The organism is Stenotrophomonas sp. PE591 (assembly GCF_018320795.1).
Classification (GTDB): Bacteria; Pseudomonadota; Gammaproteobacteria; order Xanthomonadales; family Xanthomonadaceae; genus Stenotrophomonas; species Stenotrophomonas maltophilia.
Genome location: NZ_JAAOKO010000008.1, coordinates 152815 through 166344, shown reverse-complemented (window position 1 = coordinate 166344; position 13530 = coordinate 152815). Strand labels below are relative to the sequence as shown.

Below are 13530 nucleotides of genomic sequence, written 5' to 3'. Positions count from 1 at the left end.
TGAGCATATTTATTACTTGGTGCAACCCTTCGGAATGAACTTGTCGTCCATCACGGTCACGACGCAGGAGAAACCACCCGGGGTGGTGATCGCGCCGGTGGCGTCGGTCACGGTATCGGTATAGGTCAACGCCAAGGTAGAACCGGCACCGATGCGGGTGCCCGGGTCACGGATGGTGCAGGTCATGCCATCGTCGTCAACGGCGATGGTCGAGCAGGAGCCGGTGTTGTTGGCCTGGAAGCCAGCGGCGGCCAAGGTCGGCGCACGGCCGGCGCTCTTTTCCATCTCGAACTGGGTCTTGTGCGAGGCCAGGTCAGCCAGCGCAGCGGTGACCTTCGACTTGGCGGTGTAGTCCTGGTAGGCCGGCAGTGCGATGGCAGCCAGGATGGCGATGATCGCGACGACGATCATCAGTTCGATAAGGGTGAAGCCCTTCTGGTTCTTCATTGGTACATCCCCAAGATAGTGGTGGTTGAGTTCAGTGCACGGGATCGGACCGGACAGCGCCGGTTGAGCGGGCCCCATGCCCTGCGGGTGGATCAACGCAGGTTGCGTGCCAACCCCGGCACGCCTCCCCCTGGATTTCCCCGCGCCCATGATGGCAGCAATTTCGCGGATGGGAACCCCCCGCTTCCGAATCTGCGATGGACGCGGCAATGTGACGCAGTACGTCACCTTTGGTCGGCACCCGGCACGAAATCGCACGCTGGGCCGCCTGCCAACTGCCCATCCGCCTTTGAACCCGCTACCATCGATGGCTAGTTACCCGCCTGGGGATGGCGGGTCTTGGGGAGCCAACATGTCTGTCAGTCGCAGTGCGATCAAGAAAGAGCCGGTGGCGCGCGCCACCATGGAACTGCAGCCGTTTGTCTGGGAGGGGACCGACAAGCGGGGCGTGAAGATGAAGGGCGAGCAGCTGGCCAAGAACGCCAACCTGCTGCGCGCCGAGCTGCGCCGCCAGGGCATCAACCCGGGCCAGGTCAAGCCGAAGTCGAAGCCGCTGTTCGGCGCCGCCGGCAGCCCGGTCAAGCCCAAGGACATCGCCTTCTTCAGCCGGCAGATGGCCACGATGATGAAATCCGGCGTGCCGATCGTGTCGGCGCTGGACATCATCGCCAGCGGGCACAAGAACCCGCGGATGAAGAAGCTGGTCGACACCATCCGCACCGACATCGAGGGCGGTTCCTCGATGTACGAGGCGGTCAGCAAGCACCCGGTGCAGTTCGACGAACTGTACCGCAACCTGGTGCGGGCCGGCGAAGGCGCCGGCGTGCTGGAAACCGTGCTGGACACGGTGGCCACCTACAAGGAGAACATCGAAGCGCTGAAGGGCAAGATCAAGAAAGCGCTGTTCTACCCGATCATGGTGGTGGTGGTGGCGATGGTGGTCAGCGGCATCATGCTGGTGTTCGTCGTGCCGCAGTTCGAGGACGTGTTCAAGAGCTTCGGTGCCGAGCTGCCCGCCTTCACCCAGCTGGTGGTGAACCTGTCACGGTTCATGGTGTCGTGGTGGTGGCTGATGCTGCTCATCGCGATCGGTGCCGCAGTCGGCGCGATCATGGCCTACAAGCGCTCGCCGAAGATGCAGCATGCGATGGACCGGTTTGTGCTGAAGGTGCCGGTGATCGGGCAGATCATGCACAACAGCGCCATCGCCCGCTTCTCGCGCACCACCGCGGTGACCTTCAAGGCCGGCGTGCCGCTGGTGGAGGCGCTGGGCATCGTGGCCGGTGCTACCGGCAACACCGTGTACGAAGAGGCGGTGCTGCGCATGCGCGACGACGTCTCGGTGGGTTACCCGGTGAACATGTCGATGAAACAGACCAACCTGTTCCCGCACATGGTCATCCAGATGACCGGCATCGGCGAAGAGGCCGGTGCGCTGGACGCCATGCTGTTCAAGGTGGCCGAGTACTATGAGCAGGAGGTCAACAATTCGGTGGATGCCCTGAGCAGCCTGCTGGAACCGATGATCATGGTGTTCATTGGTACCATTGTGGGCGGCATGGTGATTGCCATGTACCTTCCCATCTTCAAACTCGGCGCCGTCGTCGGATAACACATACATGGCTTTTCTCGACCAGCATCCTGGCCTCGGCTACCCCGCCGCGGCCGCCTTCGGACTGCTGCTGGGCAGTTTCCTGAACGTCGTCATCCTGCGCCTGCCCAAGCGGCTGGAGTGGCAGTGGAAGCGCGATGCGCGCGAAGTCCTGGAGGAACCGGACTTCTATGAGCCGCCCCCACCGGGGATCGTGGTCGAGCCGTCGCACTGCCCGCACTGCAAGCACAAGCTGAGCTGGTACGAGAACATCCCGCTGTTCAGCTGGATCATCCAGGGCGGCAAGTGCCGCCACTGCAAGGCACCGATCTCGCTGCAGTACCCGCTGGTGGAGGCGCTGACCTCACTGCTGGTGGTGGCCTGCGTCTGGCAGTTCGGCTTTGGCTGGCAGGGTTTCGGCGCCATCGTGCTGACCTGCTTCCTGATCGCGCTGTCCGGCATCGACCTGCGCACCCAGCTGCTGCCCGACCAGCTCACCCTGCCGCTGATGTGGCTGGGGCTGATAGGCAGCATCGACAACCTGTACATGCCGGCCAAGCCCGCCCTGGTGGGCGCGGCGGTGGGTTACCTGTCGCTGTGGACGGTCTGGTGGCTGTTCAAGCAGCTGACCGGCAAGGAGGGCATGGGCCACGGCGACTTCAAACTGCTGGCAGCCCTGGGCGCCTGGTGTGGCCTGAAGGGCATCCTGCCGATCATCCTGTTGTCGTCGGTGCTGGGCGCCATCATCGGCTCGATCTGGCTGTACAGCCGGGGCCGTGACCGCGCCACGCCGATTCCGTTCGGCCCTTACCTGGCCATTGCCGGCTGGCTGTACTTCATGTGGGGTGCGCCGCTGGTGGAGCAGTACATGGTGATGAGCGGGCTGCGCTGAGGGGAGTCCCCATGAGCCGCTATGTGGTTGGCCTGACCGGTGGCATCGCCTCGGGCAAGAGTGAAGTGACCCGGCGCTTCGAAGCGCTGGGCATCGTGGTGGCCGATGCCGATCTGGCCGCCCGGGCCGTGGTGGCTGCCGACAGCCCGGCGCTGGCCCGCATTGCCGAGCGTTTCGGCGCCGACATGCTGCTGGCCGACGGCAGCCTGGACCGGGCCCGCCTGCGCGCCCACGTCTTTGCCGATCCGGCCGAGCGGACGGCGCTGGAAGCCATCACCCACCCGGCCATCCGCCTGCTGATGCAACAGCAGTGCGAGCAGGCTGAGAGCCCCTATGCGATTGCGGCCATTCCGCTGCTGACCGAGGTGGGCGGGCGGAAGGCCTATCCTTGGCTGGACCGGGTATTGCTGGTGGATGCACCGGAAGCCGTGCAGCACGCCCGGCTGATGCAGCGCGATGGCATTGATGCTGCGCTGGCCGACCGGATGATTGCTGCGCAGGCCAGCCGCGCACAACGGTTGGCGCTGGCCGATGACGTGGTGGTCAATGATGGGCAGCCGGAGGACCTGCAGGTGCAGGTGGAACAGCTGCATGCGCGGTATCTGGGCTTGGCCGGGGCTTGAGGCCTGGTTGCCGGCCAGCGGCCGGCACTACCAAAGCGCATCCATGCGTGGCGTGGATCTACTGGCCGATTCGATTGCCGGCCAGCGGCCGGCACTACCAAAGCGCATCCACGCGTGGCGTGGATCTACTGGCCGATTCGATTGCCGGCCAGCGGCCGGCACTACCAAGGCGCATCCATGCGTGGCGTGGATCTACTGGTCGATTCGATTGCCGGCCAGCGGCCGGCACTACCAAAGCGCATCCATGCGTGGCGTGGATCTACTCCAGCTGCTGGCGGGCGCCACCCTGCTCCCGCGCGATTTCGGCAGCGTGCAGCAGCTGGATCAGGGTATTCAGGCCGGCAAGCGTGCGGCTGAGACCAGCCATCGTGGCGGCCTGCGCCGGGCTGGCCCCCTGCACATCCAGCCGCTGGCCGTCGGCGGCGTCGCGGCCATCCATGCGCGCCAGCAGGGCGGGCAGTAGGTCCCTGGGGTCATCCAGCAGAACTTCGACCCGCTCGGCGACGTCGGCAGGCAGCAGGTGGGCGGCATCGCCGATCAGGGCGTGCAACTGGAGGAACAGCGCGCGGGTGGACATGGTGAAGCTCCTCGCAGACGGCAGGCCACCTGCAGATGCAAGGTGGCGGACGGTGCGGGTTGGCGTACCGGACAACTCCCAGATGGATGGAAACTCCGGCGGATTCCCGGGAATCCCCACGCACCGCCCGCCATGAAGCGAGCACAGTGCATTGTCCGCGATGCCGCGCGAGGCATCGGAAGTTTTCCATCTGACAGTTGATTTCAGGACGCCAATCCCGGCCAAGGCACCGGCCCCGGCCAGGTCATCAGGCCATCACCGCGCACGGCGATCTGTAAGGAAATTCCCAAGTGCGGCGCGGGCTTGCCAATGCGTGCGTTGGAACACGCGCGGGGCGCGGCAGCGATCACGGTGGTGTTGTGTCGGGCCTGTGATGCGATGTTCGCGTGCGGGGGATTCAGTGGCACAAGCGACACAGGGCGTGATGCAAGGTCGGCAGGGTCCGTGCCGACCAAGGTCGGCACCCACCCAAGCAGGGCTGCTTACAACGGCTTCGGCGAGAACGTCAGGGTGGCGATCACGCCACGCTCGCCACCGGGACGCACGCTCACCTGCCAGCCGTACAGGTCGCACAGACGGCTGACGATCGACAGGCCGATGCCGCCGCCCTGCGAATGACCAGCGTGCGTGCCGCGGTAGCCACGCTGGAACAGCTTGGCCGCATCTTCCTCGCTCAGGCCCGGGCCGCTGTCGGTCACCGACACCGAATTGGCGCCCACGAAGACGCGTACTTCGCCATCCTGCGAGTACTTCACCGCGTTGCCGATCAGGTTGCCCAGCGCCACCGACAGCGCCGCCTCGGGTGCATCGATCACCAGGTTGCGCTCGCCTTCCAGCAGCAGCTCCAGCGGCTTGCCACCCAGCTGCGCGCGGTGCGCATCCAGCAGCTGCTCGGCCACGCGGGCCACGTTGCTGGTGCCCTGCCCGCGCTCGTTGCGCGACAGCAGCAGCAGTGCGCCGATCAGGTCGCTGCACTGCTGCTCGGCACGCTGGATACGCTGCAGGCGCTGCAGCACCTTCTCGTCCAGGCCGGGCCGGGTCAGCAGCAGCTCGGTGGCACCGCGGATCACTGCCAGCGGCGTGCGCAGTTCATGGCTGACGTCTGCATTGAACTCGCGATCGCGCTGCACCACTTCGGTCAGCCGCGAGGAATAGTCGTCCAGCGCCTGTGCCAGCTGCCCCACCTCGTCATCGGGAAAGCGCGGCGCCAAGGGCTCGGGCTCACTGGTACCGCCACGGTACGCACGCAGCCGCGCGGCCAGGTCCGACACCGGCTTCATCACCTTCGACGCCGACCACCAGCCCAGCACCAGCGACAGCACGCTGAACACCAGCACCGACAACACCAGCGCGCGGTTGAGCTGCTTGCCGCCGCGCACGCTGTCGGTCATGTCATAGGCGAGGAAGAACCAGGCGTCGTCGGCCTTGCGTACCGCCAGCTTGTAGGCATACGGCTGCCCCTGCTCGTCGGTGCCACTGAGGTTGTAATTGCCGTTCTGCAGGTCGGCCCACTGCGGCCACGACTCGCGGGCCTTGTCGAACTTGTCAGCCGAGTAGGCGTACGCCCGGATCTGCTGCACGGGCACTGCCGGATTGCGCCCCGGATGCTCGTAGAAGCGCCGCGCATACTCTTCGATGTTGTGGTTGATCACGTCTTCCACCAACTGGTTTTCCACCCGCATGCGGGCCCAGTTGGTGGCGAACGCGAACAGTGTCGTCAGGCAGAAGCCCAACAACACGAACGAGACGATGATGCGGCTGCGCAGGCGCCGCCGGTATGGCGTGCGCCGGCGCTCCCCCTTGGCTGCCACGGAATCAGGCTTCCGGGGTGGCGATGCGGTATCCGATGCCATGGCGGGTCTGGATCAGCGGCACTTCAAACGGCTTGTCGACCACCGCACGCAGGCCATGGATATGCACGCGCAGCGAATCCGAATCGGGCAGTTCCTCGCCCCACACGCGGGTTTCCAGCTCCTGGCGGGTCACCACCGCCGGTGCCGCTTCCATCAGCGCCTGCAGGATCTTCAGCGCAGTGGGGTTGAGCTGCAGCAGCTTGCCCTGGCGGCGCACTTCCAGCGTATCCAGGTTGTATTCCAGGTCGCCGGTTTCCAGCACGCGGGTCTGCACGCCCTTGCCGCGGCGCGACAGGGCGTTCAGACGCACTTCCACTTCCTGCAGCGCGAACGGCTTGATCAGGTAGTCATCGGCACCGGAATCGAAGCCGGCCAGCTTGTTGTCCAGCGAATCGCGGGCCGTCAGCATCAGCACCGGGGTCTGCTTGCGCGCTTCATTGCGCAGCTTGCGGCAGACTTCGATGCCGTCCATGCCTGGCAGGTTGAGATCCAGCACGATCGCGTCGAACTCGTGCACCACGGCCAGATGCAGGCCGGTGACCCCGTCAGCCGCGAAGTCCACCGTATGCCCCCGGTCCTCCAGATAGTCGCCCAGGTTGGCCGCAATGTCGCTGTTGTCTTCGATTACCAGGATTCTCACTGTCACCTCTAATTGACTGTACTGCCGGCGCGCATGACCTGCCTCATGTCCTGCTGTGCCCGTTCCTTCTGCCGAGCGCGCTCGGCAACGGTCATGCACTGCGTCGTGGTCCGGTTGGAACCGATGGGCTTTTCACGTTGGCATATTAGACGACTATCTTCACGCGCCTGTGTCAAAACCGTGTTCACGACCTGCTGATCGTTGAAGACCTGGGTTTGCACCGGTTCAGGCATGGAATCGCGTGCCGGGTACTGCTCCACCGCTGCGCGCATGCGTGCAAGGGCGTCGTTGACGCGGGTGCGCTCGTCCTGCTTGAGTTCCGAATAGGTTTCGCCGTCCTTGAGCTCCACCTCGATACGCGCGATCTGCTGCTGCAGCGGCTGGCCGGGCACGAACACGTCCTTGCCCCTGGATGCCGATGCGGTACTGACCAGGGCGAGTCCTGACAACAGGACGGCCGACATCAAAGCCTGTTTCATGGCAAACAAATCCTTGTCTGTGGCGAATCCCGACTCTATTCGCACCCCCTTCACGCCAGCAAGTGCCAATGGTCGGGGCAGCGGAAGCCCTACCGCGAGCTGGCAGGGTTGAAGTTGTTGAAGGTGCGCTGGTCGTTCAACAGCGCCTTGCCCTTTTCCTCGATCCGTCGGCGCTCGGCCACCGTCAGGCAGCGGCTTTTGGGCATGTTGCTGCCGGTACTGCGCGTGTGCTGACAGATCTGCCGGCTGTCCTCGTGGGCGCGGGTGAGCAGGGTATTGATCCGCTCCTGGTCGTTGAAGACCTCCCCCTGCACCTGCGGCGGCAGTTCCTGCACGCTCTGGTGGCCGCCCATCCGCGCGGTGATCCGGGCCAGCGCTTCGCGCACGGTGCTGCGGTCATCAGCGGAAATCTCGCTGTAATCGCCATCATCCAGGGCTTTTTCGACCTGGCGCACCTGCTCGGCCACCGGCGACTGCCGGTCCATCTGCACAACGGATTTCTCCGGCTTGGCCGCAGCAGATCCGGCCAGGCCCAGCAACAACGCGATCATCGTGATGCGGTACATCGCCAGCCTCCGATCCATCCAGGAACGATGGGGGCCACTCTACGGCCGTCACGCCACCTCCACAAGGGACAGCGGGCAGGCATAAAAAAGACCCAGGCGGTGCCCCCGCCTGGGTCTGAAGTTGTATCCCGATACCGATCCTGCTGAGAGGCAGAGCTGCGGTTCGCTGAAGCCTACGCGTGGGCCGATTAAAGGCTTGTTAAAGCCGGCCTCATCCGCCCGTGAGAATCTCAAGCCGCTGAATAATCAGGGTTTTTTAAGCTTCTCGACGTGCTCGATGATGCGCGTGGCCACGTCCACGCCGCAGGCGGCCTCGATCCCTTCCAGCCCCGGCGTTGAATTGACCTCCAGCACCAGCGGGCCGCGCGCGGAGCGGATCAGGTCCACCCCGCACACCGACAGTCCCAGCGCCTTGGCCGACCGCACCGCCACCTGCTGCTCGGCACGGCTGGCCTTGGCCGCCACCGCCGTACCCCCGGCATGCAGGTTGGAGCGGAAGTCACCTTCCGGCGCCTGCCGCTGCATCGAGGCAACCACCTGGTCACCGACCACGAAGCAGCGCAGGTCGGCGCCCTTGGCCTCGCCGATGAATTCCTGCATCAGGAAATTGGCGTACAACCCGCGCAGGGCCTCGACAATGCCGCGCGAGGCGCTGGCCTTCTCGGTAAGGATCACGCCGCGCCCCTGGGTACCCTCATTGAGCTTCACCACATGCGGCGGTGGGCCCAGCATGGACAACAGGTCGACGGTGTCGTCGGGGTTGTCGCCGAACACAGTGACCGGCATGTCGATGCCCTTGGCCGCCAGCAGCTGGTGTGCGCGCAGCTTGTCGCGCGAACGCAGGATCGCGTCGGACGGATTCGGGGTGCGTGCACCCATCAGTTCGAACTGGCGCAGCACGGCCGTGCCATAGCGGGTGATCGAGGCACCGATGCGCGGGATGACCATGTCCACGCCGGTCATCGGCCGGCCCTTGTAATGCATCGAAAAGCCATCGGCGGCAATGCGCATGTAGCAGCGCAGCGGATCGAGGATGCGCACGGTGTGGCCGCGCGCGCGCGCCGCCTCGACCAGCCGGCGGGTGGAATACAGGGAACTGTTGCGGGACAGGATGGCGAGCTTCATCGCGGCAGGATCGGGCGGCAGGCGCGCAGCATAGCGCGGGCGTGTGGCGGGTGGATGATGCCCTGCGGCGTGGCTTGCTCCGGCGCAGGCGGCACACTGCGGGGCAGGCCAGACCGCAAGGAAACCCGATGTCGATCACCGTATTCCCGCGCTTCTCCGAAGTGGATGTACTCGGCCACGTCACCAACACCGCCCTGCCCGTCTGGTTCGAGGAAGGCCGCCAGGAGATCTTCCGGCATTTCAGCCGCGAGGCCAGCATGCGCGACCTGGCACTGATCCTGCGCCGCTACGAGATCGACTTCCTGCAGCAGATACAGGCGGGACACGAAGTGCGCATCGAGACCCGGATCGAGAGCATTGGCCGCTCCTCGCTGTCGATCGTGCAGCAGGCGTTCCAGTTCGAGGCCCTGGTAGCCAGCGGGCGCTGCGTGATGGTTCATTTCGACTACACGGCCAACGCCTCGCGCGAGATCGATGCGGAGCAGCGCCAGGCGTTGTCGGGGCTGTTCACCGAGGAATATGCACAGTCGCTGCGGGAAACGAGCGCGCGCGCCGCCGAGGCCTGATCAGCGCGAGGGAAGGCGCAGCCTGAAGCGCCCATCCCGGGCGCGCAGCGCCAACCCGGTTTCACGCCATTCCACAGGCAGCTCCAAGGCTGTGTGGCGCGTGGGGTTTCGATGGACGGCATCGGACTCCCAGCGTTCCTCATAGGCTTCGCACTGGAGTGTGCCGTCATCGTCAGCATCGATCACATTGATCCAGGCCACGCTCCGGGCCTTGCCGAAGCCCCCCATCGCATGACGGGCAAAGGCTTGCCAACGACCCTGCCAGCAGACAAGCCACACGCCCTCGATGGGTCGCAGGTTTTCATCAAGCACACTGCCGGCCACCACCAGGCAGCGTCCCGACGGGCTCGCGATCACGGTCTCCAGATCACAGGCATGGCGACCACTGGAGGCGTCGTCAAGGTAAAGGGCATACGGGCAGATGCACGCGAACAGGGCCGGATGCGCAGTCACGCGCAGATCATCGGGAAGCAGTGGGACCGCGCGCAGCACCCGGGCATCAGGCAGGACGTGCCTCAGCTCCCGCGGCCATCCGGCGGCCAGCGCCGGATGGCCGTGCTCCAGCCACAGGCCTCGGCAGGAATGCAGCTGGGTCACGCCGCCGGACTGGCTGCGCAGCCACGACGCCGCCCCCGCCTCCCCATCGGTCTGCAGGCGCTCGCCCAGCTGCTGCCGGAACTGGCCGGGGTCAGCCGCAAGCACCTGCACCGTCTTTTGGCGCTCGTCGTAGACGATCACTGCTTCGCATCGATCAACATACCCGCTGGCCAGGCGCAGCGCGCCTCCCGGCAGGTCCTGCCATTCACCACTGGCATCACGACTGCCTCCAGTGGATACGCCTTCAACGATGGCGCCATCGCGCAGCATCTGCGTGCTGTACGCCGGTCCGCCCATGCCCAGCTCGCCCCAATCCAACAGCACATCATGTGCGGGCGGCCGTTCGGCAAAGGGCTTCATCGATCGCGAGCGCAGTCGTGAACCGCCCACGGCATTGCCGACCAGATCGATTCGCTGCAGCGCGCCCCCCAACGCAAGGCACACGGCAAGGCCGGCAATCACTCCCAGAGGCGACCACCAGGCCACACAGACGGCGACCAGGGCCAGGAACGGCAACCACTGGGTGTAGCGCCGCAGGGCGGTTCGATCAAGGGACATGCGGATGAGAGAGGCGCCCCAGCGAACCGTCGACGTCTTCAATGCCGATCCGATCGATTGCGGCCGATGCCGGTTCAAGCATCCTGCGCTCCTGGAACTGCGCCAAATCGATTCTCTTCCTCGCTCCCGGGAAGCAGCATGACCGGAAAGAGGACGAACACCCCCAAGGGAATGAACGCGATCACGGTGTACCAGCCTGACTCGTCGATGTCGTGCAATCTCCTCACGGTCAGGGCCAGCATCGGAGGCAGGAAGACGAAGACAGCGCAGACGGTCATGACCCATCCCACCTTCCACAGGCTCTCGGACGTTTCCCAATCCAATGACAGGTACCCGACCAGCCAGTAACCGCGATCCATCACGCTGTAGCTCACCGCCATCACGAACCCGGCCAGCAGCGAATACGACCAGAACTCCCGCCGGTCGGATCGTCCGGAAAAATCAAGGCATCGCCTGATGGGCACAAGTGCAGCGATCATTCACGCTCCGGGCAACGGATGTTGGGCGTCAACAGCTGACGATCTTCTAGCATTGCGAAGCCAAGCATCAACTGAACTCCGCAGCTCGACCGGGCCCGGGAGGCCACAGCAGCCGCAGCTGCAGCGGGGCAGTTCCTGTCCTGCAGGCTCTGCGCAAGGATGCATTCGGACTCGACCGATCCGGCCAAGGGATGTTTGCGAAGCCACGTCCAGCCCTGGCATTCACCGGGCATCTCGACCGAGATCCATGCGCGGAAAAGCGGGGTTCGGATATCGCGGAGCGTCTGCCTGATGCAGACCGCTGGAGACATGGAGCGGGCGATGGGAATCGAACCCACGTCAGTAGCTTGGGAAGCTACAGCTCTACCATTGAGCTACGCCCGCGTTGCGGTGGGAAGTCTATGCGCTGGGCCCCGTGTTGCGCAATGGTGCCCATCGCATCAGGCCGGGGTCACAGCCCTCTCGTTGCCGAGAGGGCCGACCCCACCTGGTTTCTGCTTAGAAGGTGCCGCTGAAGTTGGCGAACAGCGTTGCGTCCTGGGCACGCTTCTGCCCGGCCGAAGCGCTCAGGCCGAAGTTGCTCTGCAGCCCGAACAGTTCGGTGCGGGCGCCCAGCACGACGGTCGCGTAGTCCTTGTCGAACTTCAGGCCCGGCACACGGTAGCTGCCCAGTTCCGGCAGGGTCTGCAGCCACGCGCTGCCCTGCTTGGTGTCTTCGAACTCATGGTCGTAGGTCAGCTGCGCGTACGGCTTGAGGGTGCCGCCATCGAAGCGGGCCTGCCAACCGATGCGACCAACGGTCGAATCAACGTTCTGGCGGTCGTAGCCCAGCGCGGTGGCCAGGGTGCCGGCCGCAGCGCTTTCGGTGTAACCATCGATCTTCACCTTCTGCCAGATCACCGAAGCGATCGGGCCGTGGCGGAAGCCGCCTTCGGTGCCGAACTCGTAACCGGCGTTCAGGGCGGCGGTCAGGTTACTGCCGTCCGGCGAACCACCGTGCTCGCGGGTGGCCGGGCCGAGCTGGACCTTGCGGTTCACGTCATACGACAGCCAGGTGTAGCTGACCTGGCCGTTCACCCAGATGCGATCGCCGTACCAGCCGGCGAACAGACCGGCGGTGGTGTCCTTCTGGGTGAAATCGCCACGGCTGTTGCCGAAGTCGGCGTTGAGGCGGCCGAAGCCGGCGAAGCCGCCGACCACCATGCCGTCGCGCGCCCAGTCGATGCCGAACAGGCCGGCCGGCGCCAGGCCGTCGTACAGATCCGCGTGGTCGTAGCGCTGCAGGTCACCGCGGACGCCGCCCCACCAGGACAGGCCGTCGGCCGGACGACCGCCCAGGTGCATGCTGACCTGATCGGCACGCGAACGACCGATGGTCTGTGCCGAGTGGCTCAGCACCTGCTGCAGGCGCGGGGCTTCCAGCACCGAGACCGCGTATTGGCCCAGCAGCTGGTGGCCCGCCGTGGTCGGATGCACGCCATCGGCGAACAGATAGGTGTTGGCCGCATCCGGGCTGACGTAGCTGGTCGGGTTGCAGCCAATGATGCTTGCAGTGGCGTTGTTCGGATCGATCTTGCAGGCGGTGCTGGTGACGTTGGTGAAGCCGTACATCGCCGGGTTGGCGGTTACTTCGCGCAGGATGCTGAAGGTATCAAGCGGGATGAACTCGATGCCGGCCTGCTTCAGGCCACCGTACAGGGCCTTGTTGTAGCCGGCCGACAGTGCGGTGGCGGCGGCGGCATTGGGACCACGGAACTGCGGAGTGATGCCCACGTCCGGCAGGTTCGGAACCAGCACGTACTGGGCGCCGGCCTGCTTCAGTGCCCCCACCAGTGCGATCTGGTCCGTGACCGCTGCGCCGATGATGCCCTGCACCTGGGCCTGGGACGCGCCGCCTGCCGCCGCACGGGTGGCCGCGAACAAATCATTGGCGCCTCCCCAGACGGTGTACAGCGCGTTACCGTCAGCCTTGCCGCCATTTGCGGCAAGGTAACGGGCGGCCTGCGACTTCAGCGACGGAATGGCACCCAGGCCACCCGCTTCGTCGACCGATACGCGGGCGCCACCGACAGCATAGTTGTCACCCTTCTGGCCGTTGCCGTTGGCACCGCCGTTGAGGCCGTAGTAATTGGCGACCTGCTGCGACCACACCCAGCCCGGGTTGGTGGTGAACTGACCGGTGACCGGCTGCACGCCCGGATCAAGCAGCGGGCGGAAATAGCCGGCATCGGTCAGGCTGTCGCCGAAGAACACGGCCTTGGAATACGGGGATTCGCCTGCCATGGCCGGAAGCGCGGCCAGCGCGATCGCGGCCGCCATCAGGGTGCGGATCGGGCGTTTGCTGAGCAGCATGAAAAAACTCCTGTGGGGATATCGTTGAGGACCCGGCGGACGTACGCCGGCGCACGGTGAATGGTTTCACTGCGCCGCGTTTTGCTCACGCTGCGCCGCCGCATGGATTGTCGCCCGATCGCCGGGAAACCTGCTGTGCCGGAGCTGGCGCCCCGTTCAATTTGCAAGTGTTCCGATCCCGGCGG

The 13530-nt window shown here is 65.3% G+C and carries 14 protein-coding genes and 1 tRNA gene; 4 read left to right on the top strand and 11 right to left on the bottom strand.

The features are described from left to right. Positions 1–12: 12 nt before the first annotated feature. Positions 13–447: a pilin gene (locus tag JLDANKMP_RS17575; RefSeq protein ID WP_059035220.1), complete on the bottom strand. Its 435-nt coding sequence runs from the start codon at positions 445–447 to the stop codon at positions 13–15. Positions 448–799: 352 nt separating this feature from the next. Here JLDANKMP_RS17575 and JLDANKMP_RS17570 point away from each other — a divergent pair, with 352 nt between their 5' ends. The 3 genes from JLDANKMP_RS17570 to coaE are packed head-to-tail and all read left to right on the top strand — an operon-like array spanning position 800 to position 3553. Further along, the gene (locus tag JLDANKMP_RS17570; RefSeq protein ID WP_059035222.1) at positions 800–2059 is read left to right on the top strand and encodes a type II secretion system F family protein; all 1260 of its coding nucleotides are present in this window, start codon (positions 800–802) and stop codon (positions 2057–2059) included. A gap of 7 nt (positions 2060–2066) precedes the next feature. Continuing rightward, positions 2067–2930, top strand: a complete 864-nt coding sequence (locus JLDANKMP_RS17565; RefSeq protein ID WP_005410800.1) for an A24 family peptidase — start codon at positions 2067–2069, stop codon at positions 2928–2930. 11 nt (positions 2931–2941) lie between these two features. Then, on the top strand, positions 2942–3553 hold the full coding sequence (gene coaE / locus JLDANKMP_RS17560; RefSeq protein ID WP_005414310.1) for a dephospho-CoA kinase: 612 nt from the start codon (positions 2942–2944) through the stop codon (positions 3551–3553). A 259-nt stretch (positions 3554–3812) separates the two neighbouring features. On the opposite strand, the gene JLDANKMP_RS17555 is transcribed toward coaE, so the two are convergent. From JLDANKMP_RS17555 to rimK, 6 genes are all read right to left on the bottom strand, one after another. After that, entirely contained in the window at positions 3813–4130 is a 318-nt protein-coding gene (locus JLDANKMP_RS17555; protein ID WP_249336978.1) for a hypothetical protein, read from the bottom strand. Positions 4131–4612: 482 nt separating this feature from the next. Continuing rightward, positions 4613–5941, bottom strand: coding sequence for a HAMP domain-containing sensor histidine kinase (locus JLDANKMP_RS17550; protein WP_005410803.1), 1329 nt, complete (start codon positions 5939–5941; stop codon positions 4613–4615). Positions 5942–5945: 4 nt separating this feature from the next. Then, complete coding sequence (locus JLDANKMP_RS17545; RefSeq protein ID WP_005410804.1) at positions 5946–6623, bottom strand: response regulator transcription factor; 678 nt, start codon at positions 6621–6623, stop codon at positions 5946–5948. Between the two features lie 8 nt (positions 6624–6631). Next, positions 6632–7102, bottom strand: coding sequence for a hypothetical protein (locus JLDANKMP_RS17540; protein WP_005410805.1), 471 nt, complete (start codon positions 7100–7102; stop codon positions 6632–6634). Positions 7103–7191: 89 nt separating this feature from the next. After that, positions 7192–7668 carry a hypothetical protein gene (locus tag JLDANKMP_RS17535; protein WP_005410806.1) on the bottom strand — a complete coding sequence of 159 codons (477 nt, stop codon included), beginning with the start codon at positions 7666–7668 and terminating at the stop codon, positions 7192–7194. 246 nt (positions 7669–7914) lie between these two features. Then, positions 7915–8793: a 30S ribosomal protein S6--L-glutamate ligase gene (rimK, locus tag JLDANKMP_RS17530; protein ID WP_005410807.1), complete on the bottom strand. Its 879-nt coding sequence runs from the start codon at positions 8791–8793 to the stop codon at positions 7915–7917. Positions 8794–8921: 128 nt separating this feature from the next. Between rimK and JLDANKMP_RS17525 the strand changes: the two genes are divergently transcribed. Next, entirely contained in the window at positions 8922–9359 is a 438-nt protein-coding gene (locus JLDANKMP_RS17525; RefSeq protein WP_005414313.1) for a thioesterase family protein, read from the top strand. Here JLDANKMP_RS17525 and JLDANKMP_RS17520 read toward each other — a convergent pair whose 3' ends face one another. From JLDANKMP_RS17520 to JLDANKMP_RS17505, 4 genes are all read right to left on the bottom strand, one after another. Continuing rightward, complete coding sequence (locus JLDANKMP_RS17520) at positions 9360–10514, bottom strand: hypothetical protein (RefSeq protein WP_212561759.1); 1155 nt, start codon at positions 10512–10514, stop codon at positions 9360–9362. It abuts the gene before it with no gap. A 74-nt stretch (positions 10515–10588) separates the two neighbouring features. Further along, entirely contained in the window at positions 10589–10993 is a 405-nt protein-coding gene (locus tag JLDANKMP_RS17515; RefSeq protein WP_212561742.1) for a DUF805 domain-containing protein, read from the bottom strand. Between the two features lie 310 nt (positions 10994–11303). Then, positions 11304–11377, bottom strand: a tRNA-Gly gene (locus tag JLDANKMP_RS17510). A gap of 114 nt (positions 11378–11491) precedes the next feature. After that, a complete protein-coding gene (locus JLDANKMP_RS17505) occupies positions 11492–13345 on the bottom strand; it encodes an autotransporter domain-containing esterase (protein ID WP_043034314.1) in 1854 nt (617 codons plus the stop codon). Positions 13346–13530 lie beyond the last annotated feature (185 nt).

Excerpts from the sequence above, each read along its gene's own strand:
- JLDANKMP_RS17535 (WP_005410806.1), bottom strand. The coding sequence starts at position 7,668 with ATGTACCGCATCACGATGATCGCGTTGTTGCTGGGCCTGGCCGGATCT.
- JLDANKMP_RS17575 (WP_059035220.1), bottom strand. The coding sequence starts at position 447 with ATGAAGAACCAGAAGGGCTTCACCCTTATCGAACTGATGATCGTCGTC.
- JLDANKMP_RS17515 (WP_212561742.1), bottom strand. The coding sequence starts at position 10,993 with ATGATCGCTGCACTTGTGCCCATCAGGCGATGCCTTGATTTTTCCGGA.
- JLDANKMP_RS17570 (WP_059035222.1), top strand. The coding sequence starts at position 800 with ATGTCTGTCAGTCGCAGTGCGATCAAGAAAGAGCCGGTGGCGCGCGCC.
- JLDANKMP_RS17565 (WP_005410800.1), top strand. The coding sequence starts at position 2,067 with ATGGCTTTTCTCGACCAGCATCCTGGCCTCGGCTACCCCGCCGCGGCC.
- JLDANKMP_RS17555 (WP_249336978.1), bottom strand. The coding sequence starts at position 4,130 with ATGTCCACCCGCGCGCTGTTCCTCCAGTTGCACGCCCTGATCGGCGAT.
- coaE (WP_005414310.1), top strand. The coding sequence starts at position 2,942 with ATGAGCCGCTATGTGGTTGGCCTGACCGGTGGCATCGCCTCGGGCAAG.
- JLDANKMP_RS17525 (WP_005414313.1), top strand. The coding sequence starts at position 8,922 with ATGTCGATCACCGTATTCCCGCGCTTCTCCGAAGTGGATGTACTCGGC.
- rimK (WP_005410807.1), bottom strand. The coding sequence starts at position 8,793 with ATGAAGCTCGCCATCCTGTCCCGCAACAGTTCCCTGTATTCCACCCGC.
- JLDANKMP_RS17540 (WP_005410805.1), bottom strand. The coding sequence starts at position 7,102 with ATGAAACAGGCTTTGATGTCGGCCGTCCTGTTGTCAGGACTCGCCCTG.
- JLDANKMP_RS17520 (WP_212561759.1), bottom strand. The coding sequence starts at position 10,514 with ATGTCCCTTGATCGAACCGCCCTGCGGCGCTACACCCAGTGGTTGCCG.
- JLDANKMP_RS17505 (WP_043034314.1), bottom strand. The coding sequence starts at position 13,345 with ATGCTGCTCAGCAAACGCCCGATCCGCACCCTGATGGCGGCCGCGATC.